14 protein-coding genes and 5 pseudogenes are annotated in these 17,171 nt (G+C 49.9%); 4 read left to right on the top strand and 15 right to left on the bottom strand.

Going from position 1 to position 17,171, the window contains the following annotated elements; genetic code table 11:
• Nucleotides 1-173: 173 nt before the first annotated feature.
• Nucleotides 174-374, bottom strand: a complete 201-nt coding sequence (locus tag KME12_26465) for a hypothetical protein (GenBank protein MBW4491308.1) — start codon at nt 372-374, stop codon at nt 174-176.
• A 148-nt stretch (nt 375-522) separates the two neighbouring features.
• Between KME12_26465 and KME12_26460 the strand changes: the two genes are divergently transcribed.
• The gene (locus tag KME12_26460; protein ID MBW4491307.1) at nt 523-780 is read left to right on the top strand and encodes a hypothetical protein; all 258 of its coding nucleotides are present in this window, start codon (nt 523-525) and stop codon (nt 778-780) included.
• 1,030 nt (nt 781-1,810) lie between these two features.
• Here KME12_26460 and KME12_26455 read toward each other — a convergent pair.
• From KME12_26455 to KME12_26390, 14 genes and pseudogenes are all read right to left on the bottom strand, one after another.
• Nucleotides 1,811-3,367, bottom strand: a pseudogene (locus KME12_26455) (response regulator).
• A 237-nt stretch (nt 3,368-3,604) separates the two neighbouring features.
• Nucleotides 3,605-4,366 (bottom strand): annotated as a pseudogene (locus KME12_26450) (GAF domain-containing protein).
• A gap of 405 nt (nt 4,367-4,771) precedes the next feature.
• A pseudogene (locus KME12_26445) lies at nt 4,772-5,104 on the bottom strand (two-component sensor histidine kinase).
• A gap of 132 nt (nt 5,105-5,236) precedes the next feature.
• Nucleotides 5,237-5,536: pseudogene (locus KME12_26440) on the bottom strand (hypothetical protein).
• 36 nt (nt 5,537-5,572) lie between these two features.
• A complete protein-coding gene (locus KME12_26435) occupies nt 5,573-6,511 on the bottom strand; it encodes a hypothetical protein (GenBank protein MBW4491306.1) in 939 nt (312 codons plus the stop codon).
• The gene (locus KME12_26430) at nt 6,511-7,839 is read right to left on the bottom strand and encodes a PAS domain S-box protein (protein ID MBW4491305.1); all 1,329 of its coding nucleotides are present in this window, start codon (nt 7,837-7,839) and stop codon (nt 6,511-6,513) included. The genes KME12_26435 and KME12_26430 overlap by 1 nt, the downstream gene beginning before the upstream one ends.
• Nucleotides 7,840-7,878: 39 nt before the next feature.
• On the bottom strand, nt 7,879-8,166 hold the full coding sequence (locus tag KME12_26425) for a helix-turn-helix domain-containing protein (GenBank protein ID MBW4491304.1): 288 nt from the start codon (nt 8,164-8,166) through the stop codon (nt 7,879-7,881).
• Nucleotides 8,167-8,271: 105 nt separating this feature from the next.
• Nucleotides 8,272-8,505 carry a tyrosine-type recombinase/integrase gene (locus KME12_26420; protein MBW4491303.1) on the bottom strand — a complete coding sequence of 78 codons (234 nt, stop codon included), beginning with the start codon at nt 8,503-8,505 and terminating at the stop codon, nt 8,272-8,274.
• Nucleotides 8,506-9,209: 704 nt separating this feature from the next.
• Nucleotides 9,210-9,386, bottom strand: a complete 177-nt coding sequence (locus tag KME12_26415; GenBank protein MBW4491302.1) for a hypothetical protein — start codon at nt 9,384-9,386, stop codon at nt 9,210-9,212.
• Between the two features lie 160 nt (nt 9,387-9,546).
• Nucleotides 9,547-9,993 carry a hypothetical protein gene (locus KME12_26410; protein MBW4491301.1) on the bottom strand — a complete coding sequence of 149 codons (447 nt, stop codon included), beginning with the start codon at nt 9,991-9,993 and terminating at the stop codon, nt 9,547-9,549.
• A 285-nt stretch (nt 9,994-10,278) separates the two neighbouring features.
• Nucleotides 10,279-11,451: a transposase gene (locus KME12_26405; protein MBW4491300.1), complete on the bottom strand. Its 1,173-nt coding sequence runs from the start codon at nt 11,449-11,451 to the stop codon at nt 10,279-10,281.
• Between the two features lie 133 nt (nt 11,452-11,584).
• Nucleotides 11,585-12,154, bottom strand: coding sequence for an SMI1/KNR4 family protein (locus KME12_26400; protein MBW4491299.1), 570 nt, complete (start codon nt 12,152-12,154; stop codon nt 11,585-11,587).
• Nucleotides 12,155-12,547: 393 nt separating this feature from the next.
• Nucleotides 12,548-12,931 (bottom strand): hypothetical protein, encoded by a 384-nt coding sequence (locus KME12_26395; GenBank protein MBW4491298.1) that lies wholly within the window; start codon nt 12,929-12,931, stop codon nt 12,548-12,550.
• A gap of 575 nt (nt 12,932-13,506) precedes the next feature.
• Nucleotides 13,507-14,106 (bottom strand): IS66 family transposase zinc-finger binding domain-containing protein, encoded by a 600-nt coding sequence (locus tag KME12_26390; protein MBW4491297.1) that lies wholly within the window; start codon nt 14,104-14,106, stop codon nt 13,507-13,509.
• Between the two features lie 548 nt (nt 14,107-14,654).
• Between KME12_26390 and KME12_26385 the strand changes: the two are divergent.
• The 3 genes and pseudogenes from KME12_26385 (at nt 14,655) to KME12_26375 (ending at nt 16,853) form a co-directional block, all read left to right on the top strand.
• Nucleotides 14,655-14,954 (top strand): annotated as a pseudogene (locus tag KME12_26385) (calcium-binding protein).
• 13 nt (nt 14,955-14,967) lie between these two features.
• Nucleotides 14,968-15,333: a hypothetical protein gene (locus tag KME12_26380; protein MBW4491296.1), complete on the top strand. Its 366-nt coding sequence runs from the start codon at nt 14,968-14,970 to the stop codon at nt 15,331-15,333.
• A gap of 50 nt (nt 15,334-15,383) precedes the next feature.
• Nucleotides 15,384-16,853 (top strand): phytoene desaturase, encoded by a 1,470-nt coding sequence (locus KME12_26375; GenBank protein ID MBW4491295.1) that lies wholly within the window; start codon nt 15,384-15,386, stop codon nt 16,851-16,853.
• The last annotated feature ends 318 nt before the right edge of the window (nt 16,854-17,171 follow it).

Here is a 17,171-nt window from a genome sequence, read left to right as displayed (position 1 = left end):
GAGTCTTCTCCCAGTCCTCCTGGCTGGTCCCATCGATTAAATCGAGCAAGTTCTTTTCCATCCCGTCAGCCTAACAGTTGACTCCAATTCCCTCAACTCCCTATCTCATACCCCCTGAATGATTACTCAAAAAGTAAGTAATATCAACTAATGTACTGTTTTGTTTCGGCTGATCAGCCTCCAACCTGGATGCCACTTTTGAGCCAGACTGAGTTCAGTTTGAGGAGCAGACTAGCAAATACCGATAACGCCAACTGCTGTTCCAAGGAAAGTTCTAGTTCGCTACCAATTGAGCCGCAAAAGTCGTTGAGCGATCGCTGGGTGGTACTGCTTCTGGCAAGATTCAAGTACCCACAACCATGGCTGATATCCACGATATGATTCCCACTTCACTGATCACTTCTCTCTTAGGGGGAATTCCGACTTGAGAGGATGAGAGGATTCAATTCCAACCCCAGACACAAGCTTGAAAACTTCCGATGCGCTGTAGTAGGGGAGAAAGGGTAGGATTCAAGTTCACTCATGGACTTTCATGATACCTCTAGCCCAATTCATCCACCTACAAGAAACGCGATCGCCTCGAACCCAGAAGCGGTTCTCGTTGGAATCCGGGTGCTGTTGGTTGAGGATGAGGTAGATATCGCTGAGTTGCTCATCACCCTCCTAGCAGGAGTGGGAGCTAAGGTGGCTTGGGTCGCTCAAGCAGAGGAAGCCTTAACCGGATTGACTCAAGTAGCGCCAAACATCCTCATCGAGCAATGTGAAGTTACTTTAGCATGATGGTGCTGGGTTGATTCAGCAAATTCGCACTCAAGAGCTTGGGCAAGCACAGCATCTTGAGGGAGATCGTGCTGAGATCCTATACCCGGGAAGTCAGGTGGTGAGCGGATGCTTGGCGCTAGGTTTAAACGCTTTGCATCGCGGCTGATCTCTCGCGTATCGAAGCCATAGCAGGATTTGAACCAAGCACCCGATTCATCGACTAGAAAGACTAACGCGATCGGTACCTGAAATAGACGGGCTGCGAGCGCCGTGATGCGATCAAAGGCAGTCTCAGGTGGCGTATCAAGAATGTTGTAGCGTCGCAGTGCGGGCTAATCGTGCGGCTTCATTCATTGGCTGTAGAGGGGCAAGAGTCATAGCACCTAAACCTCCAAGGAGAGACGACGCTATTGTCACTGCCTAGAGAAATATCTAGAGAGTAGCAGGGTTGCAATGCCTCCACATTAAATCATGAATGAGACTGTAACATGAAGTGTGTAAAGGCCATTACATACTTTGTTGATAATTTTGAGGCTGGTGTCGCATATACATCTGTCTTAATTAACCCAGCAATGATTGAGGCTACATTTATTCAAGCAGCATAGGTAATGAATGGATGTTTGAAATACTTGATGGGGTTTAGCCGACATACGGGCAAAAAAGTGCAAGATGAGCTGGAAAGCCGCAGCTAGATTGGGTTTCAAAACATTTGTTGCAGCAAGGTGCCCAATCAGAATGATTGCCGCGTGACGCAACTATTCAACAGGATTAGCTATGTTCTGTGCAAAAAACTGAAAGTAAGACGTATCAAGGTTTTAATGTCCATATGATAAATTTTTACACGTATCTCGGCTCAATGCCTAGGGCGACTCAAACCGCCTATTTTCTGGTAGTACCCAAAATTAGGTCTGCCCAAATTGCCTGCTGAAGCCCTTCTTTCACGGCAATTAGTGTTCAGGCACCTCAAAATCGTGGGAGTTTTTCAGGGACGACTACTTAGTAGCTGCTTAGAAGAGGCGACTCGATAACTAGCAGTGTCTACCGATAATTATTTCCCGACATCTCTAATTGATGAAAAAGGAACGAGATTCGAATACTCAATTCTGACAATTTCCACACAACTGGACAACTGGGCGACCGATCGCACTAATTCGTCTGGTTCCACAGGTTTGGCTAAATGCTGTTGAAACCCGCTGTGTAAGGCTTGCTGTTGGTCTTCTTCTCCAGCATAAGCAGTCAGCGCGATAGCGTGAATTGAATTGCCTTGTTGCCGAATCTGACGTATCAGTGCGTATCCATCCATTTCTGGCATCCCAATGTCACTGACTACGGCATCAAATTCTAATTGAGTCAAACTTTCTAATGCTGTCAATGCCGACGGAACAGCCGTCACACTTGCACCTGCTTGTTCTAGAGCAAATGCCACAAATTCGCGTGAATCGGTTTCATCATCAATTACCAGAATTTGTAAGCCCATGAGTGGAAAGGTGGATGAGTTGATGAGTGAGTGATGCTCTTCCCATTCCTCCATCTTTCCATCTCCGTGTCTCTTCAGCAGCGGCAGTTTGACCGTAAATGTTGCTCCCAATCCTTCGCTTGCACTAGTGACTGCCACCGTACCACCGTGCAATTCGACTAAATGACGAACGATCGCCAAACCCAAACCCAAACCGCCAAATTGACGAGTGGTTGCGCCATCCTCTTGCCGGAAATAGTCAAACACATACGGTAGGAAACTCTCCGGGATGCCTTTGCCATTGTCGCTGACAGTAATTTGCGCCTGATGGTCAACCTGTTCTAATCGCACCTCAACATATCCGTCTGCGGGCGTGAACTTCACGGCATTGGAGAGCAAGTTCCACACGACCTGCTGTAAACGGATTGAGTCGCCAGCAACTTGCCCAACTTCAGAATCTAAGTGGGCTTCTATCGCAATGGATTTAGCTTCTGCGGCGAGCCGCACGGTTTCGATCGCACCTCGAATCGTAGAAGCTAAGTGAATTGGACTGACGTTTAGACTGAATTTACCTCGCAAAATGCGAGAGACATCCAGCAAGTCTTCAATCAGTTTTGCTTGCAGTTTGGCATTACGCTCGATTGTGTTTAAGGCTTGAGCAGTTTTGGCTGCGTCCAGCTTGCCGTTCTGCAACAGTTTTGACCAACCGAGAATTGGGTTGAGAGGCGTGCGTAATTCGTGAGACAATACCGCCAAAAACTCATCTTTAATGCGATTCGTCTGTTCGGCTTCTTTCCATGCGGCTTATGCCTGTTGGAGCAATCGATCGCGCTCGGCTTCCGTCTGCCGTTGTTCAATCAAATCGGCGGCTTGGCGAGCCAGCAAATCGAGAAATCGCAACTCGCGATCGCTGGGTCGATAATGGGTACGCCAATGGGTGGAAAACATGCCGATCGCTCTGCCAGAGCGGGTAATTAACGGCGTAGACTGGGCAGAGAGGTAGCCTATCTCAACGTGCATTCGCATTGAGCCGTCAGGATCTTCGCTCTCCGGTACGTCGAAATCAACAAAGCTGCGAATGCCGTTTTTCAGGGTAATGCCGCAGGGGGTGTTAGAACTAGCATCGACGCGGTGAAAATGCTCAGTCATAGTGCGATTAAAGCCTTGAGTGGCAAGCAGCACTAACTCCTGAGTGGTATTGTCAAGAATTTGCGCCGTTCCGGCATCAGCATGGGTGAGGGCGATCGCGGCAGAAATAATTTCTTGATACAGCGTTTGAATATTGTCTTCCGTGACTAGCCGCACTCCCAGTTCTCGCAGCAGTTGCGTGTCTTGGAGTGCGGCGGCAACAGCTTCCTCCGCACGGGCGCGTTCCAGGCGGGGAAAGATCTGGTTTGCTAACTCGCGGAACAATTCAATCTCATCCTCCCGCCACTGACGCGGACGCGAATCATACCCGTTGAAGAGAAACTTCCATTGCCCATCGCGCAGCAACGGTACGTGGATAAATGCCTGAATGTTGAGTGCGGCGCAGTTCTGGGCATGGGTATACGCATCCGTGTTCGTATCGTTGACGATAACCATGTCTCCAACCCGTACCACAGTGTAAAATGCTGCGCTCACAAATTCAGAGATGCGATACGTGCCAAGCAGATTCGATGCATCTTCTCGATGCCAGTTGTGATGCACGATTGCCCGATCTTGGGCTTCGTCTATATCAACAAACGCACAGATGGAAAGATTCAAATACGAACCGATTTTTGCACCGACGGTCTGCATTATTTCGTCAGCCGTGGAGAGACGGGCACAATCGTTTTGGATTTCGGCTAGAAAAGCGAGATGAGCCTCGCGGTGTTTGCGGTCCGTGATGTCCATAAAGAGGACTGCTGCGCGACGGCTTCCAGCTTCGCCTAACCGGAAGGCATAGAGATCGAAGATGTGATCGAGTGTTTCCTCCCTCTCCTCAAAACGAATGGGTTCGCCTGTTTGGGCGACTCGACCATAGATTTGCGCCCATGCCGGGTTTGGTGTTCCCAAGATCTGGGTGGCTGTGCGTCCAACTGAATTAAACATTCCCGTTTGTCGCTCAAATGCGGGATTCACTTCTAGAAAGAGGAAGTCGTTCCACTTGCCGTTATCATCTGCCATGACTTCGACAACGGCATAGCCCTCATCAATCGAGGTGAACAGGGTGCGATATTTTTCTTCTGATTGGCGCAAGGCTTCTTTAGCCAGGATGGCATCTTCCATCACTTGACCGTCCGCTACCGCTTGAACAGTGTATTGCGTCGATAGTAATCCAGCAACATAATGCCGCATATCGGCGTTGTCGTCGGCAATGAGAATGCGTGCCCTGTCAATGGTAGTCGGTCGGTAGTCGGTGGTGAGTGGTTCATTTTCTGAATTCTGACCAGTGGCCAGCAGCGAGTGGTCATCCCCTTCTGGTAGCCATCGCAGCGCCTCTTCGACGAAAGGATTGCTTCCGGCGGGCAGCGAAACGTCTTTATCGCCGCTGACATCCCTGAGTTGGTCTGCCGGAAGATGCATAAACCCAAACGGCAGTTTAATCGCGAACGTCGTGCCGCGTCCGAGTTCGCTTGCCGCCGCAATTTCGCCGCTGTGTAGTCTAACAAGTTCCTGGACCAGCACTAGTCCGATGCCGCTGCCTTCGTGGGTTCGTCCGAGGGCATTTTCGACCCGATGAAAACGCTCAAAAATGCGAGGCATTTCTTTGGGAGCAATGCCGATGCCAGTGTCGTGGACAGTCAAAACTGCAAAATTGTCCTCCGCTCGCAGCCCGACTTCGATTTCACCTGCAAGCGTAAATTTGAAGGCGTTGGAAACGAGATTAAGCACGATTTGTTCCCACATCGCACGAATCAACATAAATCGGTTGAGGCAGCGGTTCGCACGTAACCAGGAGGCGCATCTCGGCGCGTTCGATCGGGCGCGAAAAACGCTAGCAAGGTCTGCCGTGTAAGCAGCAAGGTCAGTCGGCTGGTAAGTGGCGCGAACCCGTCCCGCCTCAATGCGGGAAAAGTCAAGCAGCGTATTGACGAGCCGCAGCAAGCGCCGCCCGTTACGATTGACGATTTCGAGCTGTCCTTTTGCCCTCGGCGACAGTTCCGCGTCGTCGCTTGCCAGCATTTCTTCAACTGGACTGAGCATTAGCGTTAACGGCGTGCAAAACTCGTGGCTCACATTCTGGAAGAAGACTGTCTTAACGTGGTCAATCTCGGCGAGAGCCTCAGCGCGTTTACGCTCCTCTTCGTAAACGCGCGCGTTGGTCAGCGCATTCGTTACGCCATCCCGGAGCATCTGGTAAAAGGTTCGATACGGCACGTCAAGTTCGCGTCACGGACTTACCCCCGTTACCAGTAGACCGATTGGATGTTGCAGCCCAGAGACGTTAATCGGTAGAACAAACGCTTCGCGCACGGATTCGGGGTACGGCGAGCAAGCAAGCGTCTGCCCGAATTGTTGCTCAAGCTCGTTCAGTTCGACGATTTGCCGTTCTCGTGCCGCCTGCGCTAACTCCCACATCTGCACTGGATCGTCGAGCGCAATTAGGGGCAGGATAGCGGCGGAATCCGGTGCAAGTCCTGTGCTTCCAGCCAAATGAGTCGTTTTCCCTTCCGCGTCGAGTAGGTAAAGCAGCACGAACGGCACGTCAAGTGAATCATCGGCGAGCGATTCGGCAATCAACCGTCCAGCTTGAGCGACCGTTTTCGCTTCAGTTGTATCGTCAGCCAAATCCCGCACGGCTTTGAGCCGACGCTCGGCAAGCATCTGCTGCGTTAACTCTGTGACCGGATGGAATAGCCCCCCCACATTCCCTGTTTCATCACGAATCGGTGACAGCGAAAATGTGAAAAACGTTTCTTCGAGATAGCCTTTGCGGTCGAGAAACATCCGCTGGTTGACGAGAAAATCGGTCTGCCCGCAGCTGGCATTTTCAAACGGAATCCTGAGCGCATCCCACGCCGAAAACCAGCACTCTCTGTAATCCTGTCCCATCGAATGAGGGTGTTTGTCGCCGCAAAGGGGCCAGTAGCCATCATTGTAGATTTGGACGCGCCCTGGACCCCAGATGATGTTAATCGGAAAGTTGGAATTGAGCGCGAGGCTAACCGTCGTTCGCAAAGCTTGCGACCAGCCTTCAATCGGGCCAAGCGGCGTTTTCGACCAGTCCTTTTCACGAATCAGCTTGGCCATCTCACCACCCCCGATGAGAAAATCCAATACCGCATCCCGAGCGTCATTGTCACTATACTCTCTCTTTGTGTTCGACATTATTTTGAATTTCCTTCTTCCGGTAATTCAAATTCCAACGGATACCGCCGTTCGCTGCCCTGCCGCACCAACAATTCGTTGACTTCCTTTTTCAGTTCGATCATCCGTAACTCGCGCCCGACAACGACACGGTTAAATCGAGTCAACTCGTCCATATTCTCGCGCAGTGCTTCTTCGGCTTCGACAGTGGCTGTTACATCCGGTGTAACTCCGACATGACCGAGATACATACCGTCCGAGCCAAACAATGGCTGTATGAACGATTCTAGCCAACGCCATCTGCCGTCGTGCCGCCGAGCGCGGACACGCCCGTGCCAAGGTTGTCGTAACCGAACTGCCTCCATAAAGTTCGCGACGAACTTTTCGGCATCATTGGGATGAAGTAGTTTCTCCCAACCTTTGCCGCTGACTTCCTCGGCAGTCTTGCCCGCAAAGTCAATGAAATACTGGTTAACCCAGACGTTCTTGCCTTCTGTATCCTGCTGCCACATCAACACCGGAATAGTATTTGCGAACGTGCGAAATTTTTCTTCCGATTCGCGCAACCGTTCTTCGACACGCTTGCGAACGGTAATGTCAGTTGCCAGCCCTGTCAGTCCCTCGGGGGTCGGATGAACTCGATGCTCGTACCAGCGATCCCAGGGGGGGTAAAAATACTCAGATTGGCTGGACATTTGCTCACTCATCGCTTGATGAAATTGCCAATATAGATCGGTGTCATGCAGATCAGCAAACAAATCCCAAATCCTTTGCCCCAACAGCGCTTCTCGCGCCATCCCTACCATTTCACACAGACGATTGTTAACGTAGGTAAACCGCCAATCGCGATCGCAGGCATAAAACCCATCCTGGATGCTCGCCAAAACCGCTTCAACTTGCCGCTTGGCAGCGGCTACCTCCTGCTGGAAATGCCCTCGCTGCTGCTGCATCTGCACAAACTCAGTCACATCCTCAGCTCGGTTCAGAATGTGCGTCAATTCTCCGACTTCATCAAAGATAGGCGAGTTTACCACCTTCCAGTAGCGTTCCTCAAACCCACCTCCTTCAAATTCAGGGCGATAAATGCCATACTGCAGCCGCTCCATCGTATGAGGCTGGCAATTCTTCAGCACGCTCTCGAGGGACGCCCGTAAATTCTGAGCCGCATTGGCATACGGGTCGTGGGGATTTTCTAGAAAGATATCAAACAAATGACGGCCAATGACCTCTTCTCGTTTGACTTTAGTTGCCTGAAAGCGGGCATCACTCCCCCCGACAACCACAAAATCGAGGGTCAACACGAGGTATAACTCTGGTATTGATTCAAATAATCGTTGAAAATCCAGCATCAGGCTTCTCCCCTCCATCGATCACGCTCTCTATCCTTCCTACGGGAAAGACTGCTTTAGGAGATGTTGGCTACCTGATCGCAGCGTTTCTGAGGAAAAGTGGCTCAGTTGATCAATTAGCCCGCGAAGCTGCTTTAGTGCCAGCGGTGAAGGTTGAATGTGGCCGTTCTCCCACCGATTGATGGTTGCATAAGCCACACCGAGTATCTCTGCAAGCTGCACCTGAGTTAAATTGGTCAGTTGCCGCAGCTCATGGATTAACCTGCCCACTTCAGGCTGCTTCAGCCCAACAGGCCGGTTTCTGACTGAGTTTTGGGAAAGATCCATAGCGGTAGCACACATAGCAGATATTATAGTCTACTATCCTTGAATGGACAGCAGTCGCCTTCCCTCGGGGGAAGTAAATGTAGTGTCGTGATCGCCCCCAGAAACTCAGAAGCTGAGCACCGCGATCGCCCCCTCCATCTGTATCTCTGTAACCTCCAAATACCGCTGAAGTGCCTGCAAACTGCGATGCTCTGATATCTGTTGAATTACCCGCAGCGGTATCCCGGCACTACTCATCTGGGTCAAGGCAGTTCGTCTGAAGCTATGAGTGCTGACTCCTACCAGCCCGAGGCGATCGCACGTCTCCCTGAGAATCTCATCGGCTGATTTGGGATTGATATGCCCGCGCCTGTGCCGTCTGGGGAAGAGATACTGTTTGCCTACAAATAGCCTTCTTGGAGAGGTTCTGCTCTAGCGATCGCCACTCTAAATTTCAGCCCCAGTCCGACTTTCTCCTGCCCCACCCCACTACATCCTCAACTCTTTGTCCTAGTGGAAAAGCAGGAGCATTATCCGCTAGGAGCAAATAGGACAAATTTCCCTCCTGAGTCGAGGGAAATGAAAGGAAGCGGCGATCGCCTACAGTCAGTGCATCAAAGCTCTAGGTTAGGAAATCGAAAAATTGCAAGCATATCATCGATAGCAGGAGGTGAGCAGTCATACGTTCTCATACCAGGGCACCTATTGACACGAGGCAGCACTCACTGACACAACTTGTCACTCTCTGAGAGGTCCGATCGCACTCATCAAGGATGTAAAGCACCTTTTGACACTCCCTAACACAATCTGCCACCACTGTGCCGCTGCCGCACCGGGTTCGGCACTAGCTACCCAAAACGTGACCGCGACACTTTGTTTTTTGTGCCATACCTAACGCCTTCCTGACAACTTTGTTGCCAACGGACGTTTGGATCAATTTCCAAACGCTTCCAACCCTTTTCCAAACAAGCTCCAAACGCTTCCAACCTTTTCCAGGCACCCTTATGGCTGATTGAAAGCAGAGAGAATTCAGAATTCACTTCCCACAAAAGGAAGCTGAAGAGCTAGACGCGATCGCTGAGCGCCACGACTGCATGGATAGGGAAGCCTCGGATCGCAGTCTGAATTAGGCCAAATTGGGGCGAGGGAATTGCCTGTCGTTCTAGCACCACCAAAGGGGAGAAATCGTGAGTGATGACAACTTCCCAGAACGGCCAGTCTTGAAAGTCCAGCCCTCTCATTTTTGGGAGAAGCCGAACGCATCGTAGAAGTTTACGCCACTAACTTTAAATGTTTCAGAACCAGCTCAGGTACGAGCTTTAAGACCTCCGCCAGGATAGCGGGATCGCCCTGTGCTGCCGCCACCATCCCCTGTACATCGCTTAGGCAATCTGGTGTAAACTAGCCAGCCAGAGAATCTAAAACAGTAAACGGTAACGAATCTCCTCTATTGTTACGGTCACTGTTTACCGTATCAGAAGGATATATTTTGGCGAATCTGACGGCATCTCGGGCTAGCCAAGCTCCAAAAACTGCCTCTCGACCATCCTCATGACCCACGACTTGATAAACTCGCGTCTGTTTGCCTCTTGGTCCGGGTTGACCGGCCATCTCCAGGCGTAACTCCAACTTCTTCAACATCTGACGGGCGACGGTGATGGGGGAAGCATTGGGATTAATTTTGATGCCAAATAGCGCTTTAGTCTGCCACTCGTTAGCCATCAGCCGCTCTTTCAATTGACTCAGGTCTGCATCCGAGTTGCGCAGTTCACGGCCTGGACGCAACAACTCCAGAATGCCTAAGCGCTCCATCCCCACACTTTGATGGATGAGCAAGGACCCTTTCAAGTCAGGCAACCAGACTGTGCTTTACCACCAGCGAGCGCAGGTTGCCAGACGCGACTATCTCGCTCCTCTAAGGAGATTTCTAGCAAAGAGTTTACCCAAGCCTCTAAAATATGCTTGCTTCTTTTAGTAATCAAGGAACAAGCATTTAGAACGCTCGAATCCGAGTGGGCAGTTGCTAAATGCCTCTCAAATTGAGGATCTCCGTTTGGCTGCCTCTAAAATGAGTGGAGCCGCTCGTCGTAGCTTTCAAGCCCAGATGACGTTGAAGCTGCTTGACTGACAAAACTAAAAAGCTGGAAAGTGTTTTAGAACAATGAATTCACGATTCAAAGACTGCTTGTGTTGTCGCTGGGAAGCGATCGCAGGTTGTGGGGCGGGCGCACTCGATAGAAACCGAAAAAGAGAGAGTTTCCATTGTTGAGTGAGGGCTAGACGAATCCAATTCCAGCCTAACTTGAGATAACTCATGCCCCGATTCCAGTGAGCATCGACTAAACGACGCTGGCCCGATGCCACCACCTGAGTCCCTTGCAGCGCCAGAAACAGCATCGTCAGGGCAATCACGCCACAGAGTTGAGTCAGGGCAAACTTGTCCCGTAAGCGTGACGCCTCGAGGCTGAAGCCATTGGATTTGAGGTCTAAAAAGGATTCTTCCACTTGGAACCGGAATCGGTATTGGGCAAAGGTTTGTAACGTGGCGGGTTCATCACTGACAATCACCCAATCCTCATCACTGGGTTGGTCATGAGCAAAGGCGAGATAAACATTGGCATCGGGCTTCCTTTTACTAAGAGAGACAGCTGGAGTGAAGTACGCTTGTCCGGGTTGGAGTTGAATCGATGAAACTTTGTGCCAACTGCCCGCCAGTTGAAACTGAAACGAGCGTTTGATGCGGATACGAAAATGCCAGTTTAATGTCTCGCAGAGATACTTCATCAACTTGCCATCGGCAAAACCCCGGTCTGCTAGTAACACAACCGTTGCCCCCTCTGGCATCACTTTTGCCGCTTGCCGTAGCACCCGTTGAATGGTCCACCATCCCACGCTACTGCTCGCTTGAGCGACCACTCTCCAAGCGATGGGAATGGTTCGTCCTCGATAGACCACCCCAACCCAAACGAGGCAAAAACAATTCCAGACCACAGTTGTGTCCAGGCTCAAATACATCCGCTCGTCGCCCCATTGAGACAAAGCTTGAGCCATCAGCGCCTGATGAACGGTTACCACGTCAATGCGCCGATTGGACAACCACCGTCGAAACCGTCGTTGATGGGACTGAGCAAAGGTGGCTCGGCTCAGAACATACACCCCAAATCCATTGAGATGAAGCTTCTGACTGTGGATGATGCCGACCATCATCCAGCACAACGTTTGCAAATGTCGAACATCACGCCAGAGGTCTTGGCATTGACTCAAATAATCATGCAACGCATGATAGAGGCGGGAAGTAGGAGCCATCGGTCTTGCTAATGAGTGTGGTAACTGATCAGCTTAAACTAAGCTCCTCTTCCCTCCTACCTTTCGTTTCAATCGCTAAGACTTTTGTCAGCCAAGCAGCTCATACATCTCTTTCAGCCCACTTTAGATCATCTTACCCAAGCGGTTCACGAATGCAATACTTAACCATCAATTGTGCATCGATGCTTCGCTCTACTTCCCAGAATCCTCCTATCTTTTCATGATGTTTTGCGGCTTCCAACCACTTAGCACTATGCAACAGCAGATTCGTCAAACTCTCATAGCGAACATTGTAGTTTTCACATTCTGGGTCGTATATCTGCACTAGGCTTTTTTCTTTATCTCCTAGAATAATAACAAGAAAAGCGTGCGTAGACCAAACCTTAAAGACAGGGAACCAACTAGGATCATCTTGCATCCAAGACTCTCCATAATTCAAACCATATTTATCCTTGCGAAGCCTTACTACTTGTTCAAGAGGTAACAAGTAATACGAATGAAACGCAATTGGTTCCTTTAATGAGCAACCATTGCACCATTCATAAAGCTCATAGATCTCGTTAGGGACTGAAAACCCCAAATCTTTCACTAGCTCATCGATGTTAGGTTGAGAGAGCCCTGGTTGAAAAACAGGACAGAATTGCGGCTTATTCTCCTGATACCAAGCAGCTATTCTCTCTAGCGCTGAAGTTAATTCCGACATTTGAGCAATCCAAACTCAATCCGAGATTTGATTTAGAGACAGGTGGCTCTGAAGAACGGCTTTGACCGATGATTCAAGCAGCACAATGACTAAGATAAGCGGCGGCAGATAACCTTGGTAGTACCACTAAGATTTCTCATCTGTCCGCTTCCTCAACCCGATTAGCCTGCGATCGCGACGCGCAACTAACTACAAGCGGATATGCCATATTTGCACAACTATCCGTTTTAGAGGACGTAAAATTGGATGCCAAGTTGGAGGTTTGAGAGCGAGACCGACGTGATGAGCAATTTCCTCTGCAACAACCTCAATTGTTTTTCCCTCCGTGCTGAGATGAACTGCAAATTTTTCGTCTGGTAAAGATCTCAAGCAGCGATCAAGCTGCTGTGCACCTTAGGAGTTATTGCCATCCCCCCGCCGACGCAACCGACGCAGAATTGTCTCGCGAGAAGCCAATAAAGTAAAATGATGCACCTGAAGACCATCTCTACACAAGGCACTGACTGTCTGATCGTGATAGAGCGGATTGACTACCGTCATTGGAACAATAATGACTCCTGAAAAGTTCTCCACAACATAACGCAAACTTTTGTAAGTAAACTCACGCCATACCAGATGGTCTTGAAAGTCTCTATGCATCACTGCTGGCAGAAGTTTGTGAACCGAAAAGCCAATTTGCTCAGGATCGAACACAAAGCTACCAAGAATACGGGTGTTTAGCTCGAAGGCAGTCTGGGTTTTGCCAACGCCAAAGGCTCCATTTAACCAAATAATCATCAGTGACAGCGCTTTTCTCAAATCGACTACAACTTAGCACTGATTTGATATTTGCTAACACAACCCAATACTTAGGGAACCTTTCCCAATCACCAATGAGTGATCTCTAAACGGTTGCCACCACCTGTAAACGAAGCGATCGAACGACCCGCTTCATCTGTCGGAAATACCTTCCTATTTTCAATGAATAACCTTAATACGGTCGGTGTGCAAGCGGATTGTTTATATAGTCAATATTGAGGCTTTGTCACTTGAGATACTGTAGGAAATATTCAAGATACTCAGGATTGTACATACTGAGATCAATACCGTCTAAGTCACTTTTTGAGCTAACTTGAATTGTGCCGGAGAAATCAACTCCTTCTGGCTTTGCAAAATTTCCTGTTCGATTGTAGTAAATCGTTTGCCTGAAATCCATGCTATCTAAAGCTATGTCCTGCTCCAGCAGATTAATATCAAAATATAATATTGTATATTGTAAATTTGCTTCCGAAAGTCTCGCTTTTCCAAAGATTCCCTCAATAACCGCTCTTGAGAAATTTGCTTTTCTGAAATCAGATCTATCAAAAATCCCTTCAACCTCGCAATAAGTCGCACACCCGTATTGAGGGCAATAACTGTCCCACCCTCAGGTACACCATCAAGCTTTTGATGCCGCTACCGTACTGCACCACGCTGTTAACATGGGCTGGAAACACTGCTTGATTCAGTTTTCTACAGCAAGGACACCGCTTCTCTTCGGCTTGATGTTCTCTCACCACGCATCGCAATGGCGGCAAATCATGCACCTGACGCAGCAACCAATTCTCAACCTCAACCTCGCTCAGTGAGGCTCCACACGCCTCACATTGCAAAACTGGGTGTACTATCACCTCATCCACCTGAGCGCTCCATTCCAAGGTGCTGCCAGGATATCCAACTTGTCCACCACTGGAACGCTCACCCATCCTACGAAGGCTTTTCGTGCGTTTACCAAACCCATCACCGGATGGCGGCTTGCTACTATTTCGACTATCCTGCTTTTGTTGATTCTCTAACGTCTCTAAGCGGGTTTCCAACTGACTAATGCGCTCCAGCAACCCCTCGACCAAGGCGATGACCGCATCCTCACCTTGAGCGTAAATCGCCCGAATTTCCTCTCGACCCATGGGATTTGAAGGCTCGGGTTGGCTCATTCGGTCTTGCACAAATTCAATCGCATTGCTTAAATTCTACCTATTCTGGTTGCATCTCCCCTGAAACATCCTTAAAAACTTATACCTGAGTAGTTACCCCAAATCAATAAAAAAGTGCAGGCGATCGCCTGATCGGTTAGGGAAATAGACTGATAGCTGTTCACTGGGGCTTGGCTACAGGAAGAGGCGTTGCCGAAGCGGAAGAGAAGATAGGTTCCGAATCAATGACAAAATCACCAGAGGTTGGTTGCCACGAAAGATGCGCCTAGACAGCCCCACATCGACACCATAGTACTTGACCAACGAGCACTGGGAAAATTTTCGAGCGCTGCGCCCTAAAAAGGACAAGAGAGCAAAACGGAGAGGGTTACAAAGCTCTAGAAGCAGAACAGACAACCCGGAAACCGATATAGCCGCTGCGGATTGCTCCTCTTCTCCAACCAGAGCGGTCACGATTCACTTTAAGCTGGTTACATCATTTAGTAGTGCAGAGAGGTTCTATCATGGCAAACCTAGAACAAGATGCAGAGCGAGAAGAACGGATCACGATGGAAATTGTGGTGGATGCTTATGGACCCGAAGAGCAGGCAATGGGGTGGTACTACTATTTACAGGACACGATGCAGTTCCCCTTCACCGCAGTTTGTACCGTCAAGCGACGCATTTCTCCTCTCAAGGAAGGAGCAACGATAGCGGTCGTGGGGATGACACCCGAGGAAGAGTGCGAACAGGAAATGTTTGTAGAAATTGAGTGAGAGGATAATACTTTGGCAGTCCCATTGATCCAGCTTGAGGCCCCAAAGGCAGACGCAGAAACTCAGCAGGCGATTGCAGATTGGCATTACTAGGTCAATCGCGGGTATGAATTTAGCTAAAGCAGGTTCTGATCGCATCGTTGATTGTGAAAAGAGCATCGCTTATATGGGACGAGCTAGCAGTCTTACCTTGGGGCAACTCACGATCATCGAATATCAGCAAGCCAGGAACGAGCCATCAGTAACGAGAGACGAAGTGAAAATTCAGACCTATTCTCGAGAAACCCGATCGCAACCTACCCAAAAAACCGTGGATGAAGACCCGGATGAGTCCCAGAAATGCCGCAAAATAACTCTAGGAGGGACTGCACCTGTATCACTAGCAATTGCTAGAGCGATCGCCCTCAGGATCGGTGCAAAGTGGGAACCGAACTCCCACTCTCCCTCAAATTCTGTGCTGGCTCAGGAGTGACCTAAATCTCCTTCTGGTTTAATGAGTTTGGCGGGCTTGAGGCAAGTGGCATGAAGATTGTGGTGATTGGCAGTGGGTTTGGCGGATTGTCAGCAGCTATCCGGCTCCAGGCGCAGGGGCATCAGGTGACGATCGTGGAAAAGCGAGATCAACCTGGGGGACGGGCCTCTGTGTTTGAGCAAGATGGATTCACCTTTGATGCGGGTCCTACCATCATTACGGCTCCTTACTTGATTCAGGAGCTCTTCGAGTTGAGCGATCGCAAAATCGAGGATTACGTCACCTTGGTGCCGCTTGACCCCTTCTACAATGTCCGCTTTGAAGATGGCTCGGTCTTCCACTACAACGGCGATCGCGAGTTCCTGCTGGAGCAAATTCGCCAGTTTAACCCCACGGATGTCGCAGGCTATCAGCGCTTCTACCAAGCATCCACGCAAGTGTTTGAGAAAGGGCTTCCTCTGATGACCCAACCCTTTAGCCACTTCACGGATATGCTCAAGGTCGCCCCGGATATGCTGCAATTGCAGTCCTTCAAATCCGTAGCAGGGTTTGTGAATCAGTACATCCAAGATGAGCGACTGCGCCAAGTGTTCAGCTTTCACCCGCTACTCATTGGAGGCAATCCCTTTCAAAGCACCTCCATCTACGCCATGATTCATAAGCTAGAGCAAGCCTTTGGTGTTTGGTTTGCCATGGGCGGCACGGGGGCTTTGGTCCAAGCTTTGGTGCGGCTGTTTCAAGAACTCGGTGGCGAGCTACAGCTCAACTGCGAAGTGGCCGAGATTTTGATCGATAGCAAAACCCAGCGTGCCACAGGTGTTGCCCTTAGAAGTGGGGAGTTGCTGTCCGCTAAGGCGATCGTCACGAATGCCGATATGGCCTCAACCTATCTCGAGTTGGTGCCTCCTCAGTTTCGGCGCAAGTACCGCGATCGCCACCTGCAAAACCTGCGCTATTCGATGTCGTTGTTTGTCCTCTACTTCGGGACCGATCGCCGCTATGAACAGATGGCGCATCACGAGATTCTGATGGGGCCACGCTATCGCGAATGGATGGTGGACTTGTTCGAGCGCAAGCATCTAGCTTCCGACTTCTCGCTCTATCTGCATCGTCCGACGGCCACCGACCCGACGCTGGCACCACCAGGTTGTGATTGTTGGTACGCGCTCGCACCCGTTCCTAACCTCGATGGACCTACTGATTGGCAGGAGATGACCAAACCTTACCGAGATACCATCATTCAGTACCTCGAGCAGCACTATCTCCCCAACTTATCACAGCACATCATCACTGAGCGGGTGATTAACCCACTTTATTTTCGCCACGAGTTGAATAGTTACAAGGGCAGTGCCTTTTCCGTAGAGCCCACGCTCTTTCAATCGGCTTGGTTTCGTCCCCATAACCAAAGCGAAGACATCTCGAATCTCTATTGTGTGGGAGCGGGAACACATCCAGGAGCCGGTCTCCCAGGCGTGATGAGTTCTGGGAAAATTGTGGCAACGATGATTGGTGCGGCATAACAAGATGAGGGCTGCTAGTAACATTGCAGCCTTCATCTATTAGGCACATGATCATGTGCCTTTAACATTTGTGATAGCTTTGCCACTCCAGGCGTGCTTTAGTTTCAAGTCCTAGTGGAAAACCGCTCAAATATTCCACTAGGACTCAGATTAAGCTAGAGCGATCGCTGGCCGTCGCTCCTGGGGTATGAGGCTCACACGTGTAGGTTTTTCATCAAGGATTAGGAAGAGTTGAGATGAAACTGGGGTACTAAACGGGGCACCACTAAGGGATGTCCTTGGATGAGCATCAGGGGCAACATCAAGACTCCTAACAGA

This window comes from Trichocoleus desertorum ATA4-8-CV12, from assembly GCA_019358975.1.
Taxonomy (GTDB): Bacteria; Cyanobacteriota; Cyanobacteriia; order FACHB-46; family FACHB-46; genus Trichocoleus; species Trichocoleus desertorum_A.
The sequence above is the reverse complement of the archived record's forward strand: the minus strand, read 5'-3'. Positions and strand labels throughout refer to the sequence as shown.

Bases quoted from the DNA above. Each gene is read 5' to 3' on its own strand.
- KME12_26460 (MBW4491307.1), top strand. From the start codon at position 523: ATGGACTTTCATGATACCTCTAGCCCAATTCATCCACCTACAAGAAAC.
- KME12_26435 (MBW4491306.1), bottom strand. From the start codon at position 6,511: ATGTCGAACACAAAGAGAGAGTATAGTGACAATGACGCTCGGGATGCG.
- KME12_26430 (MBW4491305.1), bottom strand. From the start codon at position 7,839: ATGCTGGATTTTCAACGATTATTTGAATCAATACCAGAGTTATACCTC.
- KME12_26425 (MBW4491304.1), bottom strand. From the start codon at position 8,166: ATGGATCTTTCCCAAAACTCAGTCAGAAACCGGCCTGTTGGGCTGAAG.
- KME12_26415 (MBW4491302.1), bottom strand. From the start codon at position 9,386: ATGAGAGGGCTGGACTTTCAAGACTGGCCGTTCTGGGAAGTTGTCATC.
- KME12_26405 (MBW4491300.1), bottom strand. From the start codon at position 11,451: ATGGCTCCTACTTCCCGCCTCTATCATGCGTTGCATGATTATTTGAGT.
- KME12_26400 (MBW4491299.1), bottom strand. From the start codon at position 12,154: ATGTCGGAATTAACTTCAGCGCTAGAGAGAATAGCTGCTTGGTATCAG.
- KME12_26395 (MBW4491298.1), bottom strand. From the start codon at position 12,931: ATGATTATTTGGTTAAATGGAGCCTTTGGCGTTGGCAAAACCCAGACT.
- KME12_26390 (MBW4491297.1), bottom strand. From the start codon at position 14,106: ATGAGCCAACCCGAGCCTTCAAATCCCATGGGTCGAGAGGAAATTCGG.
- KME12_26380 (MBW4491296.1), top strand. From the start codon at position 14,968: ATGAATTTAGCTAAAGCAGGTTCTGATCGCATCGTTGATTGTGAAAAG.
- KME12_26375 (MBW4491295.1), top strand. From the start codon at position 15,384: ATGAAGATTGTGGTGATTGGCAGTGGGTTTGGCGGATTGTCAGCAGCT.